Raw genomic sequence first — 18,399 nt, forward strand, 5'->3', positions numbered from 1 at the left:
TTCAGGAGGGATCGTCGGAGTCGGCTGCCGCGAGCGTCTTGCCTTCGGCGCCAGACCGAGTGATGCCGTCGACTGTCACACAGATACCAAAGACACGATCGTGGCTGGTCCAGCCGTTGACGCGGCCACGGTTATTGCTGATCTGCACCCGCTTCCTGGCGAGGTCCACGGACGACACCAAGTGCAAGTGGACCGTCCCGGCGACACGGGCGAGGACGATGTCTCCGACCTCCACCTTCGACGGGTCGACCGGGGCAACGATCACCTGCTGCCGACTACGTATCAGCGGGACCATCGAGGAGCCGCTGGGCCGGAACGTCACGGTGGCCCCGCCAGCAACCCTGCCTACCACTGCATCCAATGCACCCATCCGATGATCGTGGCAGATTCCCCTGCATCACCCCACCGATTTACTTCCCCGCGCTCCATCAGCGAGGCGAACGTTGCCTGATGCGGCACTGGCAGCCGATGAACCTCATTGCTTGGTCGTTCTCAGTGCCAACTGTGCCGGCCCCATTCTCCTCGCTGGGCTGGTCCCTTGACAGCTCGGCGCCTTTTTGGCTTCTTGGACCCTCGGTCATAGTCGGCGCCATGGACTATGACGTAGACGTAGTGGTGGCCGGAGGCGGCCCGGTCGGACTGATGCTGGCCTGCGAGCTGCGGCTCGGGGGCGCGCGCGTGGCCGTCCTGGAGCGCCTCACCGAAGTGGACCCGACGATCAAGGGCGGGGCGATCACCACGCCCGGCGCCGAGGCGCTCTACCGCAGGGGCATGCTGCCCGCGCTGGCCGAGGTGCAGCGGCAGGCGACGGACCGCTTCCAGGCATTCATGCGCGAGCGGAACGGCGGGGACGGAGGCGGGGCCGCGGGCCAAGGGCTCGGGATCGTCGGGCACTTCGCCGGAATCATGCTGCGCGCCGACCTGGTCGACCGTACGGAACCGGGCCTCGGCGACGCCGGACCCGCCGCCGAGATCGCTTTCGTGGCGCAGCAGGACATCGAGCGGCTGCTCGGCGGGAGGGCGGGCGAGCTCGGCGTCGATGTGCGCCGGGGGGTGGAGCTGACCGGCTTCGACGCGGATGACGGGGCCGTCACCGTGCGGACCGGCCACGGGGCCATACGCGCCGGCTGGCTCGTGGGCTGCGACGGCGGCCGCAGTGTGGTCCGCAAGCTCGCAGGGTTTGAATTTCCCGGTACGGACCCGGAGATCACCTGTCACCAGGCGGTCGTGGAGATGACCGGCGCCGAGGACCTTGAGGTCGGCTGGACCGCCACGGACACCGGGGTGTACGCCTACGGGCCGATGCCGGGCCGCGTCGTCACCGTGGAGTTCGACGGCCCGCCGGCCGACCGGGACGCGCCGGTCACCGCCGAGGACCTCCAGGCGCGGCTGCGCCGTGTATCCGGCGTGGATGTCACGATCACCGGGGTGCGGACCGCGACCCGCTTCACCGACCACGCCCGCCAGGTCACCGAGTACCGCAAGGGCCGGGTTCTGCTGGCGGGCGACGCGGCGCACGTGCACTCCGCGTTCGGGAGCCAGGGGCTGAGCCTGGGTGTCGGGGACGCGATGAACCTCGGCTGGAAGCTCGCCGCGGTGATCGGCGGCCGGGCTCCGGAAGGGCTGCTGGACACGTATGCCTCCGAGCGGCACCCGGTCGGTGCGTGGGTCCTGGACTGGACCCGGTCCCAGGTCGCGGCCATGCGCCCGGATCCGCAGTCCCGGGCCCTGCGCGAGATCGTCGGCGACCTGGCGGGGACGGTCGTGGGCACCACGTACCTCACCGCGCGGCTCAACGGCGGCGGGGTGCGGTACGAGCTGCCGGGCGAGCACCCGCTGACCGGCCGCAGCACCCCGGACCTCGAACTCACCGACGGCAGCCGCCTCGCGGACCACCTCCACGGCGGCCGGGCGCTCCTGCTCGACCTCACCGACGACCCGGAGCTCCGGGCCCTCGCCGCGGGGTACGCCGGCCGCGTCGACACCCTGACGGCCGGCTGCCCGTCCCGCCCGGAACTGGCGGCGGTCCTCGTCCGTCCGGACGGCTTCACGGCCTGGGCGGCCGACGCGGGGGCACAGGCTCCGATGTCGACGGTCGGACTGGTGGAAGCGCTGGAGGAGTGGTTCGGAGTGCCGGAGGGTGCGGTGACGCCGGGTTGATCCGCTGCTCCGGCCGCCGTCCACGCCGCCCGCGCCACGAACCGCCTGCCGCACCCACCACCACGCATAGCCGCCACGCCCTCCGCCGGTGTTACGGCTCCCGGCACCCTACGAGCCGGTAACCAGTGCGAACGTCACCGCCGGGACAGCCCCCGGCGGTGACGGCCACCGCACTTGGGTCATGCCTCTTCGGCCGCGTCCTGATCGCGCAGTGGGCGCGGGCCGCCCGGCAGTTCGGGAAGCCGGAAGGAGTACCGGCCGAGCGTGTTGATGTGATGCCGCACGAACGGCGAGAGGCGGGCCACGTCCTCATCGCGAACGTCGAAACCGTCCGCGCGCGGCTGGTTCACCGCGGCGTCCAGGAAGAAGAACCGCTCCAACTCCGTACGGGACGGCGCCCCGTCGTACGCCGCATGCTTCGCGGCTTGCTCATCCGTCAGAAACTCGACCGGCACCCCGGCCGACCTGGTGGCCACCACCGCCGAGAACGCCAGCGTCCGCAAGACCGCCACCGGCGACCTTCCCACCCCGCCTTCGAACGTCGCGAAGCTCCGCCCCCGCGCGGCCCGCATCCTGCCCGGCGCATGACCCGCCCCTACGCCACCGACGAACAGTACGAGCGCTGGTCCATGGCCGATTGCTGCCGATGCGGTCTCCGCAGGCACAAGGCCGGCACCTGGCCGGACGGATACGTCTGCCGGACCTGTTCGGACCGAGCCGTCCGGACACGGGGGATCTGCCTGGGATGCGGCGAGGACCGGGCCCTTCCCGGGCTCCGTCCCGGTGACGGGGCCGCGATCTGCACCACCTGCGCCGGCTTCTCCCAGACCTTCGACTGCTCACGCTGCGGCTTCGAGGGCAAGCTCCTGCGCGGTCGGCTCTGCGAACGCTGCACGCTCACCGACCGGCTCACCGCACTCCTCGACGACGGCACGGGCCGCGTCCGTCCCCCGCTGGTCCCGCTGTTGGACCTGCTGGTGACGATGGACAAGCCCGGAAGCGGACTGGCCTGGCTGGACATGCGTCGCGGGCAGCCGGGAAACGCCTCGCAGCTGCTTCGTCGACTCGGCCTGGGCGAGATTCCGCTGACCCACGATGCGTTCCACGAACTCCAGCCCTGGCGGGCAGCCTCCCGCCTGGAAGAACTCCTCATGGCCTGCGGAGTCCTGCCCGCGGTCGACAAGCACATCTGTTCCTTCCAGCGCTGGCTCCCCGGCCATCTCTCCGACATCGCCGAACCCGAGCACACCAAGACGATCAAGCTCTTCGCGACCTGGCACGTCCTCCCCGGACTACGGGCCCGAGCCGAGCGGAGCCACATCACACCCAGCATCCGCCGCTTCGCCGGCGAACAGATCAAGTACGCGACCGCCTTCCTGCAATGGCTCGGCGAGCGGAACACCACCCTCGCGTCGTGCGGCCAGGTCGACATCGACGCCTGGTTCGCCGAGAACGCCGAGCACGCCCGCACCCGGCTGAGAGGCTTCCTCGACTGGGCCGTGCAGAGCCGTCACTGCCGACGTTCCTTGACCATCCCCACAATGAAGATCTCCCGCCGGCCCGCACTGAGCGAAGACGAACGCCTCGCCGCCCTGGGCAGACTTCTGATCGACACGGAGATACCGCTGCGACTCCGCGTCGCCGGAGTCATCGTTCTTCTCCACGCACAACCGCTGAGCCGCGTCGTCCGGCTCACCCTTGACGACGTCATCCGCGAGGGCGACGCCGTGCTGCTACGACTCGGTGAGCCACCCTCGCCCGTCCCGGCGCCGGTCTCCGCCCTGCTGCTGGAGCACATCACGAACCGCGGCAACATGAACACCGCGGCCAACCCGACGTCCCGCCGGCTCCTCCCCGGCCGCCGGACCGGCCGGCCGCTCGGCCCCAACCACCTGTCCGCGCTCCTGAACGAGGTCGGAATCCCGATCGCCGCCGCCCGCGGCGCCGCCATCCGACAGCAACTCCTCGAACTGCCCGCACCTGTCGTCGCGGACGCTCTCGGCTACCACGACAAGACCACCCGTCGCCTCCGCAACGAGACCGGCGGCACCTGGAGCCGATACGCCGCCGGAGACCACGGGAGGTCACCGGTCGGCTGGGCATCCAAAACAACCGGCGAGAGTTGATTTCGCGAGCCCATTTGTCATCGGTGTGATGCGAGAACTCGGCCTTCAGGTGATACGAACCGGATCACAGGACACTAGCCCTGCCGTTCCAGCCATTCCGAAATCACCTGGTTGGTTTCTTCTGGCATTTCCTCCTGGATCCAGTGACCGCAGTCCAGGCCGACCACTTCCACGTTGGGCACGAACTCCGCCAGTCTTTCGAACCTCGGGATCGCGAAGTCCTGGTCGCCGTAGATCATGAGGGCGGGCTGCTTGATGATCGGGTCCGCGTCCGCCAGCTGGTGCCAGTTGCGGTCGAGGTTCCTGTACCAGTTGATGCCGCCCGTGAATCCAGACGTCTCGAACGCGGAGACGTAGACGGCCAGGTCGCTGTCGCTCATGATGGGCTCGCCGAGTGGTGTTTCCGCCTCGGCGAGGTTGATGAATGCCATGCCCGGCTCAGGGGGTGCGGGGGGCACGTTCTTCCGGTAGAGGTTGCGGAGGAACTGGGAGGTGTTGGCATCGAACGCGGCGTCCGCGACGCCCGGCTGCCGGTTGAAGTGGACGAAGTAGAAGTCGCCGCCGAGGAAGGTTTCCATGACCTCGATCCACGGCGTTTCTCCGCGCTCCTGGTAAGGCAGGCTCAGGTTGATCAGCTTGTTCACCCGGTCGGGGTGCAACAGGGTCAGTCCCCAGACGACGAACGCACCCCAGTCATGGCCGACGAAGGTGGCGTCCTCGTAGCCATAGTGGTCCAGGAGCGCGACGAGGTCACCCGTCAGGTGTTCGATGTCGTAGTCCGTCACCTCGGTCGGGCGGGATGAGTTGCCATAACCCCGCTGGTTCGGTGCGATGACGTGGTAGCCGGCCGCTGCGAGGACGGGCATCTGGTGACGCCAGGAGAAGGCGTGCTCCGGCCAGCCGTGGCAGAGCACGATGGGCTTGCCCTTGTTCTCCCGGCCTGCCTCGAAGACTTCGAGCTCCACACCGTTGACCTGGATGAGGGTGGGCTCGGGAAATTCTGCTCGATTGAACACTGCTTTTCCTCTCTGGGGGCGTTCGGCGGCGGTCGACCTCCTCGATGAGGTCATGTCGCCAGCTTGCTCCCCAAACCGGTCACCTCATGACCGGTTTTTATGAGAGTTTTGTCAGTATGCGATCCGATCGGCTGGTGGCCATACTCCTCTTGCTCCAACGGCGCGAGCAGGTGACAGCCGCAGAGGTCTCCCGAGAGCTGGACGTCTCCGAGCGCACCGCCCGCCGTGACCTCGACGCCCTGGCCATGGCCGGGGTGCCCGTGTACTCCGTGCAGGGCCGAGGCGGCGGCTGGCGCCTCGTGGGCGGCGCTCGTACCGACCTGTCCGGGTTGACCGCCAGTGAGGCACGCGCCCTGTTCCTGGCTGTCGGTCCGGCCTCGGATGCGACGCCGGCGATGAAAGCAGCTCTGCGCAAGCTCGTCCATGCCCTACCGAAACCCTTCCGGGTGCAGGCCGAGGCAGCAGCGTCGTCGCTGGTCGTAGACCCGCAGCGATGGGGGGCGAGCCGGATCGAGCACCGGCCGCCTCGCTTCCTCGACGAACTCCAGGACGCGGTGATCCGCGGCGTCCAGGTGTCGCTCGGCTACGTCGACAGCAAAGGCGTCGAAACCCGGAGAACCGTCCACCCGCTGGGCATCGTCGCCAAAGGTCCTGTGTGGTATCTCGTCTCCAACACCGAGACCGGCCGACGGATCTTCCGGATCGACCGCGTGTCGTCCGCCGACCCGACCGGCGACCCCGTGCACCGACCCGGGGACTTCGACCTTGCCGAGAGCTGGAACGAGATCGCCGAAGAGGTCGATCGCAAACGAACGCCGCTGGAGGTCCAGGCGGTATGCACACCCGACGGGACAGGCATACTCCGGATGGCGCTCGGCGACCGGCTCGACGTGGGAGGTTCCACGACCGATGGCCGCATCGAGGTCGTGATCCGCGGCCCCAATGAGTACATCCTCGCCGGCGAGCTCTCCGGGCTGGTCGAATGGGTCGAGGTGACCGGCCCTCCGGAGGTCCGAGACCGCCTGGCCTCGATCGGCAACGCCCTCGTCGAACGATACGGCCGGCCGCGCACCAGCGGAGACCTTCACCCGTCTTGAAGCGGACGAGGCAGGGCTTCGAGAACAGTTCCGCTCAATGGGCTGGGTTTGTCCGTTCCGGCAGGAGCCCGGTCACGACGCCGGCGGGTCCGCCGGCCTGGCTCTCTGCGGGTGGATCGTCTCGTGCCGGACCAGCATCGCCACGCACTCGGCGATCTTCCGGGTTCGCGTCTCGGCCCGCTTGACGGCATTGACCCGGCTGATGAGGGCGAAGCGGTTGGTCTTGGTGAGCACCTCGAACATCGCCTGCGCCGCTGGGTCGGCGGCGATTGCGACGCGCAGGTCGGCCGGCACCTCCGCTTCCGATGACGGCGCATAGGCGGCCGTCCACCGCCCGTCGGCCTTCGCGGCGTCGACCGCGGCGCGGCCGGCGGGCTGCATCAGGCCGGCCGCCTCCAACCGGGCCACGTTGGCGACGTTGCGCTGGGACCAGACGCTGCGGGGCCGGCGCGGGGTGAACCGCCGCCAGGAGCTCTCCTCGTCGCGCTTGCGGGCCTGCCCGTCGATCCAGCCGAAGCACAGTGCCTCGTCGACCGCCTGCTGCCAGGTCAGCGTGGTAACGGTGCCGCCCTTCCTGGTCAGGGCGAGCCACACGCCGGGAGAGGCGGTGTGGTTGTCCAGCAGCCACGCGCGCAGCGCCGCGCCGTCGGCAACGATCAACTCATCCAGCTCGGTTCCGGTCACCACCGCAGGTTAGTGCCGCAACCAGGTGTCGCGACCTGTCGGGGCGACTCGTTGAGCCCGCGGCGTCGATGTCGGCCTGGCTCGCCCTCGCCGACGCCACCGTGAAGAACGGCTGCCCTCTCCGGTCAGCTCGACGACCTCGGCGTCCCCACAGCCGCCGCCCGGACCGGAGCGATCCGCCACAGTGGGTCCTGGAGATGCCGTCCCGTCGTCGACGCCCTCGGCTACCACGACGTCATCGCGACCCGCCTCGCATCCGAGGTCGGAGAGGACTGGAGTCGCTACGCCGACGACCACGTACGGTCACCAGCAGGCTGGGCCCCAGGCGGAACTGGCGACAGTTGAATGGGCGAGTCCACCAGTATCAACCCCCACGTACGCCGTCATCGCGGTTCCTCCCCAAAGGTCCGGCGGTGGGCGTCGGTGGTCAGGACGATCTTGCCGCTGGTGCGGCCGGACCCGGAGAGCTCGTGCGCCCTGCCGACCCGTGCGAGCGGCAGCACCTCGGCGATGTGCGGGCGCAGCGCACCGCTTTCGGCGAGTTCGGCGAGGGCCCGCATGCCCGCGCGGTCGGCCTCCACCGCGAGGAACACGGCCCGGACGCCGTTCCGGTCGGCCTCGTCGGCGAGCGCGGCCTCGGCCGGGGAGGCGAGCGAGACCACCAGGCCACCGGGGCGCAGGGTCCGCAACGAGCGCGGTCCGTACTCGCCGCCGATCGTGTCGAGGACGACGTCCACACCGGTCACGGTCCCGGCGAAGTCGGTGGTGCGGTAGTCGACGACCTCGTCCGCGCCGAGCGAGCGCACGAAGTCGTGCTTGGGGGCGCTGGCGGTGCCGATCACGTACGCGCCGCGGGACTTGGCGATCTGGACGGCGAGGTGGCCGACCCCGCCGGCCGCCGCGTGGACCAGGACGCGTTGCCCCGGCCGCACGTCCGCGGTGTCGACCAGCGCCTGCCACGCCGTCAGGCCGGCCAGCGGCAGTGCGGCGGCCGCCACGTGGTCGAGGCCGGCCGGCTTGTGGGCCAGGTGGCGGGCGGGCGAGGTGGCGTACTCGGCGTACGTGCCCGCCGGGACGGGGTGCCGCGGCATGCCGAAGACCTCGTCGCCGGGGCGGAACAGGGTGACGCCGATGCCGACGGCCTCGACGGTGCCCGAGAGGTCCCAGCCGAGCGGGACGGGCGGCGCGTCGGCACCGGCCAGGCCCCCGGTCTCGCGGTGCCAGACGTCGGTGGGGTTGACCGCCGTCGCATGGATCCGTACGAGGACCTCGGCCGGACCGGGTTCGGGCCGGTCGACGGTGGCGAGGCGGAGGACCTCGGGGCCTCCGAGGCCGTCCTGGGTGACGGCCCGCATGGTGGGCCGCGGCCCCGGCTCCGGTGCGGCGGGGGATGTCTGCGGGGTGTGCGAGGTACGAGTGGCTTCCGTGGCCCGTGTCGTCGTCATGCGATCAAGCGTGCCCGGCCCGATTCGACCGGACGAGTGGCCGGACTGCCACGATCTGAAAAGATCTGGCCATGACTGCCGCACGCGCACACCGGGTCGTCGTCCTCGCCCTCGACGGGGTCTACCCCTTCGAGATGACCATCCCCGTACGGATCTTCGGCACGGCCGAGGGACCTGGCGGCGATCCGCTCTACGAGGTCCTGACCTGCAGTCTCGACGGCGGCCCGGTCCGTACCAGCGCCGACTTCAGCATCACGGTCGAGCACGGTGCCGAGGTCCTCGCCACCGCGGACACCCTCGTCGTCCCGCCCTTCTTCTGCGAACCGTCCCCGGACGGCGACGGGCCCACCGCCGCGGACTGGCTGCCCGCCGAACTCGCCGCGGCCCTCGACCGCCTGCCGGCCGACGCCCGCATCGTCTCGATGTGCACCGCCTCCTACGTCCTGGCCACCGCCGGCCTCCTCGACGGCCACCGCGCCACCACCCACTGGAACGAGGCGGAGCGCTTCCAGCGCGCCTTCCCCCGGGTCCGGGTCGACGCCGACGTGCTGTTCGTCGACGGCGGTCGCGTCCTCACCGCCGCCGGGGTCGCCGCCGGGGTGGACCTGTGCCTGCACCTGCTGCGCCGCGACCACGGCAGCGTCGTCGCCAACCGGGTGGCCCGGTTGTGCGTCGTACCGCCCTGGCGGGAGGGCGGGCAGGCTCAGTTCATCGAGCGGCCGGTCCCGGAGGAGGCACGGAGCAGCACCTCGGCCACCCGGGAGTGGGCCCTCGCCCGCCTCGGCCGCCCCCTCGCGCTCGCCGAACTGGCCCGGCACGCGGGGATGAGCGTACGGACCTTCTCGCGCCGCTTCCGGGACGAGGTCGGGATGACGCCCGGCCAGTGGCTGACCCGGCAACGCGTCGAACACGCACGCCGCCTGCTGGAGGTCACCGACCTCCCGGTGGACCGCATCGCCGAGGAGGCCGGCCTCGGCACCGGCGCCTCCCTGCGCCGGCACATGGCACTCACGATCGGGGTGGCACCCCTGACCTATCGACAGACCTTCCGCGCGAAAACCGCCGCGCCCCGCTGACCGGGGCCGCCGCCCGGATGAACGCCGCCCCGACGGGCGGGAGCAGCCGGGCGACGGTGAAGGCGAGAGGGATCGGGACGCCGGGGTCCGTCCGGCCGGCCGTGCCGTGTCGGCTCACTGCTGGGGTGCCGGTGCGGTGGCTCCTCTCGGGGTGAGGGAGGGAGTGGGGACCTGGAGCGACCCGGTGTGCGTGCCCTCGATCAGGGAGAAGAGGGTCCGGGTCACCTCCGCGCCGAAGTGGTGCACGTCGTGGCTCATGGCCGACAGGGTCGGGTGGGTGATCCTGCACAGCTGGGAGTCGTCCCATGCGAGCAGGGAGACGTCGTCCGGAACGACGAAGCCCATCTCCGCCGCGACGCCGGCGCCCGCGACCGCCATGATGTCGTTGTCGTAGATGATGGCAGTGGGACGGTCAGCGGCCAGGAGGAGGGACCGCCGACGGCGGCCGGACCGCACCGCCGCACCCGCCGCGGGGACGACTGCTGCGTCGCGCAACACCCTGGCTCTTCCTGGTGGCGCCGCTGGCGCTGCTGATCACGTTCACCTACGTCCCCGTGGCGAACATGATCTATTACAGCTTCACGGACTGGGACGGGATCAGCCCCGACCGCGACTTCACCGGGGCGGACAACTACGTCCAGATCTTCACCCGCCCCGAGCTCTTCCGCGTGTTCTTCGTCAGCCTCTACTACCTGGCGGCATCCGGGGTGCAGATCGTCGTCGCGCTGTACTTCGCCACGGTGCTCAGCTTCAATCTGCGGTTCCGCAACCTGTTCAAGGGCCTGCTCTTCTTCCCCTACCTCATCAACGGCGTGGCCATCGGCTTCGTCTTCCTGTACTTCTTTCAGGACGGCGGCACCCTGGACTCGGTCCTGTCCTGGTTCGGAGTGGGGACCGACCACGCGTGGCTGGGCGACCCCGCTTCGGCCAACACCTCGCTCGCCGGCGTCTCGGTCTGGCGCTTCACCGGCCTGAACTTCGTCCTGTTCCTCGGTGCCATCCAGTCGATCCCCGGCGAACTCTACGAGGCCGCTCAACTGGACGGCGCGAGCCGGCTGCAGCAGTTCCGCCACGTCATCGCCCCCAGCATCAAGCCCGTCCTCAGCCTGAGCATCATCCTGGCGATCTCCGGCTCACTCGCCGTCTTCGAGATCCCCTACATCATGACCGGCGGTGCGACCGGCACATCGACGTTCGTCATCCAGACCGTGAAGCTCGCGTTCCAGTTCAACAAAACCGGACTGGCCTCCGCGGCCGCCGTCGTGCTGCTGCTGATCATCCTGCTGATCACCTGGATCCAGCGCCGGCTCGTGCCCGACGAAAAGGTGGACCTCGTATGACCACGGCCCAGCAGACCACCGCCCCCTCGCGCCGCTCCGCCGAACTGCGCGGCAGGATCGGGCAGGCACTCGTCCACCTGTCACTCGTCGTCGCCTCGCTGGTGGTGCTTCTCCCGCTCTCCGTCGTCTTCCTCACGTCCCTGAAGACTTCAGAGGAAGCGGCCGAGGGCAACGCGCTGTCGCTCCCCGGCAACTGGCTGAACTTCGACAACTACATGACCGCGTTCTCCGACGGCCGGATACTGACGGCCTTCGGCAACACCGCGTTCATCCTGCTGTTCTCGATCACCGGCACCGTGCTCATCGGGTCGATGACGGCCTACGCCATCGACCGCTTCCGCTTCCGCGCCAAGAAGCTCGTCATGGGCCTCTTCCTGATCGCCGCCCTCGTTCCCGGGGTGACCACACAGGTAGCGACCTTCCAAGTCATCAACGGCTTCGGGCTGTTCGACACGCGCTGGGCCCCGATCCTGCTCTACATGGGCACGGACATCGTCTCGATCTACATCTTCCTGCAGTTCATCCGCGGCATCCCGGCCTCCCTGGACGAAGCCGCGCGACTGGACGGAGCGAACTCGTTCACCGTCTACCGCAAGATCATCCTCCCGCTGCTCAAGCCGGCGATCGCAACCGTGGTGATCATCAAGGGGATCACCGTCTACAACGACTTCCACATCCCCTTCCTCTACATGCTCTCCCAGGAACTCGGCACGATCTCCACCGCCCTGTTCCGCTTCAAGGGCCCCTTCGGAGCCCACTGGGAGAACATCTCGGCAGGGGCAGTTCTCGTCATCGTCCCCACTCTGATCGCGTTCCTGTTCCTCCAGCGCTACATCTACAACGGCTTCGCCCAGGGCGCGACCAAGTAAAGCGGTCACCGCGCTTCCGCAGCCCTTCCTGCAGCCCCTTCCTGCAGCCCCTTCCTGCGGTCCCGGCCGGAATGCAGGTCCGGCACCGACGTCGGCTCCGGGTTCGGGTTCGGGTCCGGTTCCAGGAAGGGGCTGCAGGATCTTTGGGGGTGCAGCGCGTCCACGGTGATCACGGCTCCGGTCGGGCCGGTGTCGTCGATATCTGTGGTTCCTCGGGCACTGAGACCGCCGCCCAAGTGGTCCGGCCGTGTCCGAGGGCGACCGCCCTGCGGAGGGGAACGCGGATACGTTCGAGGACCCTGACCATCTGCGGCGCGTCGCCCCACTGGCCAGGCGTGACCAGGAAGGCCATCGGCCGACAGTCGCCTTCACCCGCGAGGTAAATCTTGCAGGTCGGGCCGCCCCGAGACCGTCCGGGCCCTCCGTCGCGGGGTGGTGGCGCCGGGGCGTCGTCCTTTCTCGGGGCACGTGGCTTCTTCCTACGGGCGCCGACCACGTGCTGACGGGCACGGCAGGACGTCGATTCGACGCTGAACACGCTCCGGTCGATCCGGCCCGCGAGGTCGGCGCCGGCCTCCACCACGCGCTGATGGTCGACGCGCCCAACTGGGGCCAGGACTGGTCCAACACCATGAGGGCCAACGCCGCCTCCGTCTTCGGTTCCGACCCCGACCGCAACACGATCTTCTCGATCCACATGTACGGCGTGTACGACACCGCAGCCGAGGTGCAGGACTACCTCAACCATTTCGTGAACAACCGACTGCCCATCGTCGTGGGCGAGTTCGGCAACGCGCACAGTGACGGCGACCCGGACGAGGACGCCATCATGGCGACCGCCCAGTCCCTGAAGGTGGGATACATCGGCTGGTCCTGGAGCGGGAACGGCAGCGGGGTCGAATACCTCGACATGGTCGACGGCTTCGACCCGGAAGCGCCCACCAGTTGGGGCAGCCGATTCCTCACCGGGGCCAACGGCGTCTCGACCACGTCCGAGCCCGCGACGGTGTACGGAGGCGGGGAGGGCGGTGGCACCGCCCCGAACGGTTACCCCTACTGCGCCTCCGGCTCCTCGGACCCCGACGGCGACGGCTGGGGCTGGGAGAACAACCGCTCCTGCGTGGTCCGTGGCGGCTCGGCGGACAGCTGATCACTCGTGCTCCCGACGCGGCGCCTCCCCCCGACCGGCTGCGGGAAGGTGCCGCGTCCAACCGCTTTCGACGGAGGCGGCCGCAGGGGATCCCGCCCCTGGTCCGCTCCGTCTCCCCCTCCTCCGGCCTCGGTACTGGTGGGCTCGCGTATTCAACTGTCGCGAGTTGCGGCTGCTGCTGAGCGTGGTGGTGACTTTCCGTGATCTCCAGCAGGTTCCCGTACTGTGGGCCGGGGGTTTCCTGCGGCCCGGGCGGCGACGACGATGTAGGTCATGATTGTCGCAGCCACCCAGTTCGCCCCGATCGCCGGGGACATCGACGCCAATGTCCGTACCATCGCCGGCCTGATCCGGGCCGCCGGGGCCAACGGCGCCCGCATGGTCGTCTTCGCCGAGCTCGCCGTGACCGGCTACGAGCCGACGCTGATCCGGGACATCCCCAACCTCGTCCTCACTGAGGGCGACGCCCGCCTCGAACCCGTACGGGAGGCGTGCCGCGCCGTCTCGGCGGCGGCGGTCGTCAACGGTCCCGTGCACACGGCGGAGGGCCGGCCCACGGTCACCTCGCTCGTCATCGGTCCGGATGGCGGACTCCTCGCCCGGTACGACAAGCAGCACCTGTACGGCATTGAGCACGAGGTCTTCGCAGCGGGCGGCCGGGACGGCCGCTTCGAGCTGGAGGGCATCCGGTTCGCGCTGGCCACGTGCTACGACAACCGCTTCCCGGAACTCGCCGAGCGGGCCGCCGCCGACGGCTGCACGGTCTATCTGACAAGCTCGGTGCTCTCCGCCGATAACGACTCGTTCGAGAAGGTCTATCCGGTGCGGGCCCGGGAGTTCGGTCTCCACGTGGTGCTCGGCAACGTCCTCGGCAACAACGAGGATGGCGTGGGCTGCGGCGCCGCCGGCGCCTGGGGCCCGGACGGTGAACGAACCGCCGACGCTGGTACCGAGGTACCGGGCCACGTGCTCGCCGAGATCGGCTGAACCGGCGGTGGTTTACTGGTGGGCTCGCGTATTCAACTGTCGCCACTTCTTGGGTGCAGCGAGGGCGATGCTGACGGTGTGTAGCGAAAGCAGCTCGGTGACCCCCATTGTCTTGCCTAGCCAGCGTGGGCGGTGCCGCCGAGTGTGCTCGGCGGCTTCCCAGCTTTGATGCTCAGTCGTGCCTCTCCGCAGGGGTGTTGAACGAGATCCAGACGTCAGGAGGCAGGTCGGGCCGACCTGGTATCGGTCTGCGTTCCTCTGTCCATGCGTCGTCGGCGATCTCCGTGGCGACGCGACGCCAGAAGTGCACCGCGGCGATGTTGGCATCCTGAAACGCGACTTCCCACGAGCCTGGGTGTCTGGCCGCAATCTCCTGAACAGCATGCAGCCCGACCCTTGTACGCCGTGCGCCGCGCACCACGAAAAAGCTGTTCAGCACCCGTGTCGGGGCGGTCAGACTGCGGACGAACGCGAACCCAGCGGGGCTGTCACCGCTTGTGAGGAGGTATGGCGCCCAGTCGGGCTCAGAGAAGGCCATGTGGAGCCGGTCACTGCGGAAGGTTCCGTCAGTGTTGGGCAGCAGACTGTCGAACTCCGACATGTCATGGCAGAACATCAGCCATAGCCGCTCCACTACGGGGCGGTCGGCGATGCCTGCGAGGCGAATGGATACGTCTGGCACGTGACTCCTTTGCAGAGGTGGCCAACCGGCGCGCGCCCCGCATGCCCGGATCAGGTGATACCGAGGCTTAGGGCTGACGCCTGTTTGATGAGCGCTGGTCCCCGGACAAGCGGCGCCAGGGCATGAAAAAAGCCTCCCTGGGCGGATGTTGTATCCGGGCCAGGAAGGCTCACTACTGACGGAGACCTTAGCAGGTGAGTGCACCAGCCTGCCTTCACGTTCCGCAGGCACAGGTCCGGGCGTGTGCATGGTCGTCCGTGTGATCGCCGACCGCGTATCGGCTCCAGGTCCCGCCGGCCTCTCTGATCAGGCGGCTGGTGGTTTTGTCGTGGTAGCCGAGGGCGTCCGCGACGACAGGGGCGGGCAGTTCGAGGAGCTGCTGACGGATGGCGGCGCCGCGGGCAGCGGCGGCCGGGACCCCGACCTCGTTCAGGAGCGCGGACAGATGATCCGGGCGGGACGGCTGGCCGGCTCGGCGGCCCGGGAAGAGCCAGCGGGACGCCGGGGTGGTGGCGGTGTTCATGTTGTCGCGGTTCGCGATGTGCTCCAGCAGCAAGTCAGCGACCGGTGCGGGAACGGGCGAGGCTGGATCCCCGAGCCTCAGCAGCACGGTCTCGCCGACGCGGATCACGTCGTCGACGCTGAGCCGGACGATGCGGCTCACGGGCTGCGCGTAGAGGAGCACGATGACTCCTGCGACACGCAGACGCATCGGAATCTCCGCGTCGGTCAGCAGTCGGCCGAGGGCATCGAGGCGCTCGTCCTCACTCAGTGCGGCCCGCCGGGAGACCTTCATAGCGGGGATGGAAAGAGAGCGTCGGCAGTGGCGGCCCTGCACGGCCCAGTTGAGGAAGGCTCGCAGACAGGTGCGGCCGTGTTCGGTGTTCTCGGCGTACCAGGCGTCGATGTCGATCTGGCCGCAGGACGCGAGGGTGCTGTTGCGCTCACCGAGCCATTGCAGGAAGGCGGTAGCGTACTTGATCTGCTCGGCGGCGAACCGCCGGACGCTGGGTGTGATGTGGCTCCGCTCGGCGCGGGCCCGCAGCCGAGGAAGGACGCGCCAGGTCGCGAAGAGCCTGATCGTCTTGACGTGCTCGGGATCGGCGATGCCGGCCAGGTGCCCGGGAAGCCAGCGCTGGAAGGAACAGATGTGCTTGTCGACCGCGGGCAGGACTCCGCACGTCATCAGGAGTTCTTCCAGATGAGCGGCGGCCCGCCAGGGCTGGAGCTCGTGGAAGGCGTCGTGGGTCAGCGGGACCTGGCCGAGGCCGAGCCGCCGCAGCAACTGTGAGGCGTTACCCGGCTGGCCGCGGCGCATCTCCAGCCAGGCCAGCCCGCTCCTGGGTTTGTCCATCGCCACCAGCAGGTCGAACAGCGGGACCAGCGCGGGACGGATATGACCGGTGCCGTCGTCCAGGAGTGCGGTGAGCCGGTCGGTGAGCGTGCAGCGTTCGCAGAGCCGACCGCGCAGGAGCTTGCCCTCGAATCCGCACCGTGAGCAGTCGAAGGTCTGGGAGAAGCCGGCGCAGGTGGTGCAGATCGGAGCCCCGTCACTGGGGCGGAGCCCGTGAAGGGCACGGTCCCGGCCGCATCCCGGGCAGATGCCCCTTGTCCGGACGGCGCGGTCCGAGCAGGTCCGGCAGACGTATCCGTCCGGCCAGGTGCCGGCCTTGTGTCTGCGGCGGCCGCATCGGCAGCAATCGGCCATGGACCAGCGTTCGTACTGTTCGTCGGTGGCGTAGGGGCGGGTCATGCGCCGGGCAGGATGCGGGCTGCGCGGGGGCGGAGCTTCGCGACGTTCGAAGGCGGGGTGGGAAGGTCGCCGGTGGCGGTCTTGCGGACGCCGGCGTTCTCGGCGGTGGTGGCCACCAGGTCGGCCGGGGTGCAGGACAGGATGTCGCAGAGCGCGGCCATGACCTGCAACGACAGCCGCTCCGGGGTTCCGGAAACCATGCGGTGGACCTGGGAAGCGGACAGGTCGATGCCGCGTTCTCGCAGCAGGGGCACCAGCTCGGTCGCGGTGAAGACGCGGTGCTGGGCCATCACCTCACGCAACCGCCAGGTGTAGCCGACCTTGCGCTTCATGCCCGCCCTCCGTTCTGGGCCTGGAGGGCGGCGGCGACGGTGGCGTCCAGATGCCGGCGCAGGGTGCGGGTGCGGAAGTCCGAGGAGACGCATCGCATGGTCGTGGCGATCCAGGAGTGTCCGAGGACTTCCTGGATCGCGATCAGGTCGAGTCCGCCGAGGTAGAGCTCGAACGCGCAGAAGTGCCGCAGAACGTGCGGGGTGAGCTTGTCGCCCCACGTCGGCAGATGCGCCATGGCCGCGGCCTTGAGTCCGCCGCGCAGGGCATCGTCGCCGACCCGGCCCGAGGAGCCGTCGGCGCATCTGCGTTCGGAGGGGAACAGCGGGGCACCGGGGCGGGTGTGGTCGTCGTCGAACTGGCCCCGGACGTCCTCGATGAACCAGCGGAGCGTGCGGTCGGCGCCGTTGGCCAGAGGGACCATCCGCTCACGCGGGCCCGAGCCCCGGGCTCCCTTTCCGTGGCGGACGTGGAGCTTGCCGAAGCGGCCCAGATCCCACTTGATGTCCGCCAGATCGAGCTTGCACGCTTCGCTGACCCGCAGCCCGACCTGGGACATCAGCTTGGAGGCGGTGTGGTTCCGGGCGGTCGGGGCGAACTTCCGGCAGGTCGCCGGCTCGCCGCCCCACCCGGCGAACAGCGTCTTGACCTCCGGCCCGGACGGTGGAATCCGCAGCGCCGCGTCCTTCGCCCCGCGGATCGTGCCGTCCGCCAGCCCCGCCGAGGCCCGCGCCAGCACGAACCCCGCCAGCACATCGGTCTCGAACTGCTCCAGCTCCTCCGCCGTGGCTGGCGGCCGGACATCACGCAGGTCCCGTACGGCAGACAGCGCCAACCCGAGCCTCCTCACCTTCAGCAGATCGCGAACCGATCGGACATGGTGAGAACACTTCAGGAATCCCGAAGTTACGTCAGCCCGCGAACAACTGCCGGGGAGAAGACGAACCTCCTGGCCACGGGGTCGTGGACTCAGCGGCCCTCAGAGCAACCCACGGGATGTCGCACACTCCTGCCCGCCACGGGCAGGGGGCTGCGCCGCGGCCTGCGGACGTCACCCGAACCTCAGTGCGTGGTCCCCATTCGGCACTCGCAGCCGGTTGTCCGATGCCCGGCGTTCCGGGCTCAGCGTTCCGGAGCCGGACCGGCGAGGTCCGGGGCCGGACCGGCGGGGTCTGCCGGGGCCGTATCGGCTTTCGTACCGAGGATCTCGCGGGCCTGTTCCGCGGCACGGGCGAGGCTCTCGCCGACGAAGTCGAGGAAGCGGGCGACGTTCTCCAGGCGGACGGCGGCCGGGGTGCCGGGGCCCAGGACACCGGCGCCCTGCCGCGCGACCTCGACCTGCTGGGCGAGGGAACGGGCACTGGCTATCACCGTCCGGTACCAGAGGTCCTCATCGACGATGTAGCGCTCGCGGCGGCGCTCGTCGCGCTCCCTGCGGACGAGGACCTGGCTCTCCAGGAAGGCGATCGACTTGGAGATGGTCGCCGGGCTGACCTGGAGGCGCCGGGCGAGCTCGGACGCCGTCATGCTGCCGGAGTCGCTGGTGAGCAGACAGACCATCACCCGCGACATCATCTTGGGCAGGCCCGATTCCATCATCGTGGTGGTGAACAGCTCCTCGTACTCACGGACGGCTTCGGCGTCCCGCCCGTGCGGCTGGGGGGTCGGCTCCGACTCCCGGGAC

Annotated in this window: 16 protein-coding genes and 4 pseudogenes; 8 read left to right on the top strand and 12 right to left on the bottom strand. The window is 69.5% G+C overall.

Features of this window, described 5'->3' with window-relative positions; translation table 11 throughout:
* Window position 1: 1 nt before the first annotated feature.
* Window positions 2-370 (bottom strand): S26 family signal peptidase, encoded by a 369-nt coding sequence (locus ABZZ04_RS20900; protein WP_356933703.1) that lies wholly within the window; start codon window positions 368-370, stop codon window positions 2-4.
* Between the two features lie 221 nt (window positions 371-591).
* Here ABZZ04_RS20900 and ABZZ04_RS20905 point away from each other — a divergent pair, with 221 nt between their 5' ends.
* Window positions 592-2,160 carry an FAD-dependent monooxygenase gene (locus tag ABZZ04_RS20905; RefSeq protein ID WP_356933704.1) on the top strand — a complete coding sequence of 523 codons (1,569 nt, stop codon included), beginning with the start codon at window positions 592-594 and terminating at the stop codon, window positions 2,158-2,160.
* 179 nt (window positions 2,161-2,339) lie between these two features.
* On the opposite strand, the pseudogene ABZZ04_RS20910 reads toward ABZZ04_RS20905, so the two are convergent.
* Window positions 2,340-2,525, bottom strand: a pseudogene (locus ABZZ04_RS20910) (Tn3 family transposase); the annotation flags it as partial.
* Between the two features lie 219 nt (window positions 2,526-2,744).
* Here ABZZ04_RS20910 and ABZZ04_RS20915 point away from each other — a divergent pair.
* Entirely contained in the window at window positions 2,745-4,286 is a 1,542-nt protein-coding gene (locus ABZZ04_RS20915) for a hypothetical protein (RefSeq protein WP_356933705.1), read from the top strand.
* A 74-nt stretch (window positions 4,287-4,360) separates the two neighbouring features.
* Here the strand turns inward: ABZZ04_RS20915 and ABZZ04_RS20920 are convergent, their stop codons facing one another.
* Entirely contained in the window at window positions 4,361-5,302 is a 942-nt protein-coding gene (locus tag ABZZ04_RS20920; RefSeq protein WP_356933706.1) for an alpha/beta hydrolase, read from the bottom strand.
* Window positions 5,303-5,418: 116 nt separating this feature from the next.
* Between ABZZ04_RS20920 and ABZZ04_RS20925 the strand changes: the two genes are divergently transcribed.
* Window positions 5,419-6,399 carry a WYL domain-containing protein gene (locus tag ABZZ04_RS20925; protein WP_356933813.1) on the top strand — a complete coding sequence of 327 codons (981 nt, stop codon included), beginning with the start codon at window positions 5,419-5,421 and terminating at the stop codon, window positions 6,397-6,399.
* A gap of 72 nt (window positions 6,400-6,471) precedes the next feature.
* Here ABZZ04_RS20925 and ABZZ04_RS20930 read toward each other — a convergent pair whose 3' ends face one another.
* Window positions 6,472-7,086, bottom strand: coding sequence for a YdeI/OmpD-associated family protein (locus ABZZ04_RS20930; RefSeq protein ID WP_356933707.1), 615 nt, complete (start codon window positions 7,084-7,086; stop codon window positions 6,472-6,474).
* 380 nt (window positions 7,087-7,466) lie between these two features.
* Complete coding sequence (locus ABZZ04_RS20935; RefSeq protein WP_356933814.1) at window positions 7,467-8,438, bottom strand: NADP-dependent oxidoreductase; 972 nt, start codon at window positions 8,436-8,438, stop codon at window positions 7,467-7,469.
* A gap of 161 nt (window positions 8,439-8,599) precedes the next feature.
* Between ABZZ04_RS20935 and ABZZ04_RS20940 the strand changes: the two genes are divergently transcribed.
* Window positions 8,600-9,604 (top strand): helix-turn-helix domain-containing protein, encoded by a 1,005-nt coding sequence (locus ABZZ04_RS20940; RefSeq protein WP_356933708.1) that lies wholly within the window; start codon window positions 8,600-8,602, stop codon window positions 9,602-9,604.
* A gap of 114 nt (window positions 9,605-9,718) precedes the next feature.
* Here the strand turns inward: ABZZ04_RS20940 and ABZZ04_RS20945 are convergent.
* Window positions 9,719-10,039 (bottom strand): annotated as a pseudogene (locus tag ABZZ04_RS20945) (substrate-binding domain-containing protein); the annotation flags it as partial.
* A gap of 41 nt (window positions 10,040-10,080) precedes the next feature.
* On the opposite strand from ABZZ04_RS20945, the pseudogene ABZZ04_RS20950 reads away from it, so the two are divergent.
* Both ABZZ04_RS20950 and ABZZ04_RS20955 read left to right on the top strand, forming a co-directional pair.
* Window positions 10,081-10,944, top strand: a pseudogene (locus tag ABZZ04_RS20950) (sugar ABC transporter permease); the annotation flags it as partial.
* Window positions 10,941-11,813: a carbohydrate ABC transporter permease gene (locus ABZZ04_RS20955; protein WP_356933709.1), complete on the top strand. Its 873-nt coding sequence runs from the start codon at window positions 10,941-10,943 to the stop codon at window positions 11,811-11,813. The pseudogene ABZZ04_RS20950 and the gene ABZZ04_RS20955, both read left to right, overlap by 4 nt.
* A gap of 233 nt (window positions 11,814-12,046) precedes the next feature.
* On the opposite strand, the pseudogene ABZZ04_RS20960 reads toward ABZZ04_RS20955, so the two are convergent.
* A pseudogene (locus tag ABZZ04_RS20960) lies at window positions 12,047-12,393 on the bottom strand (IS5/IS1182 family transposase); the annotation flags it as partial.
* 9 nt (window positions 12,394-12,402) lie between these two features.
* On the opposite strand from ABZZ04_RS20960, the gene ABZZ04_RS20965 reads away from it, so the two are divergent.
* On the top strand, window positions 12,403-12,963 hold the full coding sequence (locus tag ABZZ04_RS20965; RefSeq protein ID WP_356933710.1) for a cellulase family glycosylhydrolase: 561 nt from the start codon (window positions 12,403-12,405) through the stop codon (window positions 12,961-12,963).
* A 273-nt stretch (window positions 12,964-13,236) separates the two neighbouring features.
* Window positions 13,237-13,950, top strand: coding sequence for a carbon-nitrogen hydrolase family protein (locus ABZZ04_RS20970; protein ID WP_356933711.1), 714 nt, complete (start codon window positions 13,237-13,239; stop codon window positions 13,948-13,950).
* Between the two features lie 172 nt (window positions 13,951-14,122).
* Here the strand turns inward: ABZZ04_RS20970 and ABZZ04_RS20975 are convergent, their stop codons facing one another.
* From ABZZ04_RS20975 to ABZZ04_RS20995, 5 genes are all read right to left on the bottom strand, one after another.
* Window positions 14,123-14,632, bottom strand: a complete 510-nt coding sequence (locus ABZZ04_RS20975; protein ID WP_356933712.1) for a GNAT family N-acetyltransferase — start codon at window positions 14,630-14,632, stop codon at window positions 14,123-14,125.
* 214 nt (window positions 14,633-14,846) lie between these two features.
* On the bottom strand, window positions 14,847-16,385 hold the full coding sequence (locus ABZZ04_RS20980) for a hypothetical protein (RefSeq protein WP_356933713.1): 1,539 nt from the start codon (window positions 16,383-16,385) through the stop codon (window positions 14,847-14,849).
* Entirely contained in the window at window positions 16,382-16,717 is a 336-nt protein-coding gene (locus ABZZ04_RS20985) for a helix-turn-helix transcriptional regulator (protein WP_356933714.1), read from the bottom strand. Before ABZZ04_RS20985 ends, ABZZ04_RS20980 begins: the two co-directional genes overlap by 4 nt.
* Window positions 16,714-17,550, bottom strand: a complete 837-nt coding sequence (locus tag ABZZ04_RS20990) for a site-specific integrase (protein ID WP_356933715.1) — start codon at window positions 17,548-17,550, stop codon at window positions 16,714-16,716. Before ABZZ04_RS20990 ends, ABZZ04_RS20985 begins: the two co-directional genes overlap by 4 nt.
* Before the next feature lie 287 nt (window positions 17,551-17,837).
* On the bottom strand, window positions 17,838-18,314 hold the full coding sequence (locus ABZZ04_RS20995) for a MarR family transcriptional regulator (RefSeq protein WP_356933815.1): 477 nt from the start codon (window positions 18,312-18,314) through the stop codon (window positions 17,838-17,840).
* Window positions 18,315-18,399: the final 85 nt, after the last annotated feature.

The sequence above is a fragment of the Streptomyces sp. NPDC006435 genome (genome assembly GCF_040612315.1).
Lineage (GTDB): Bacteria > Actinomycetota > Actinomycetes > Streptomycetales > Streptomycetaceae > Streptomyces.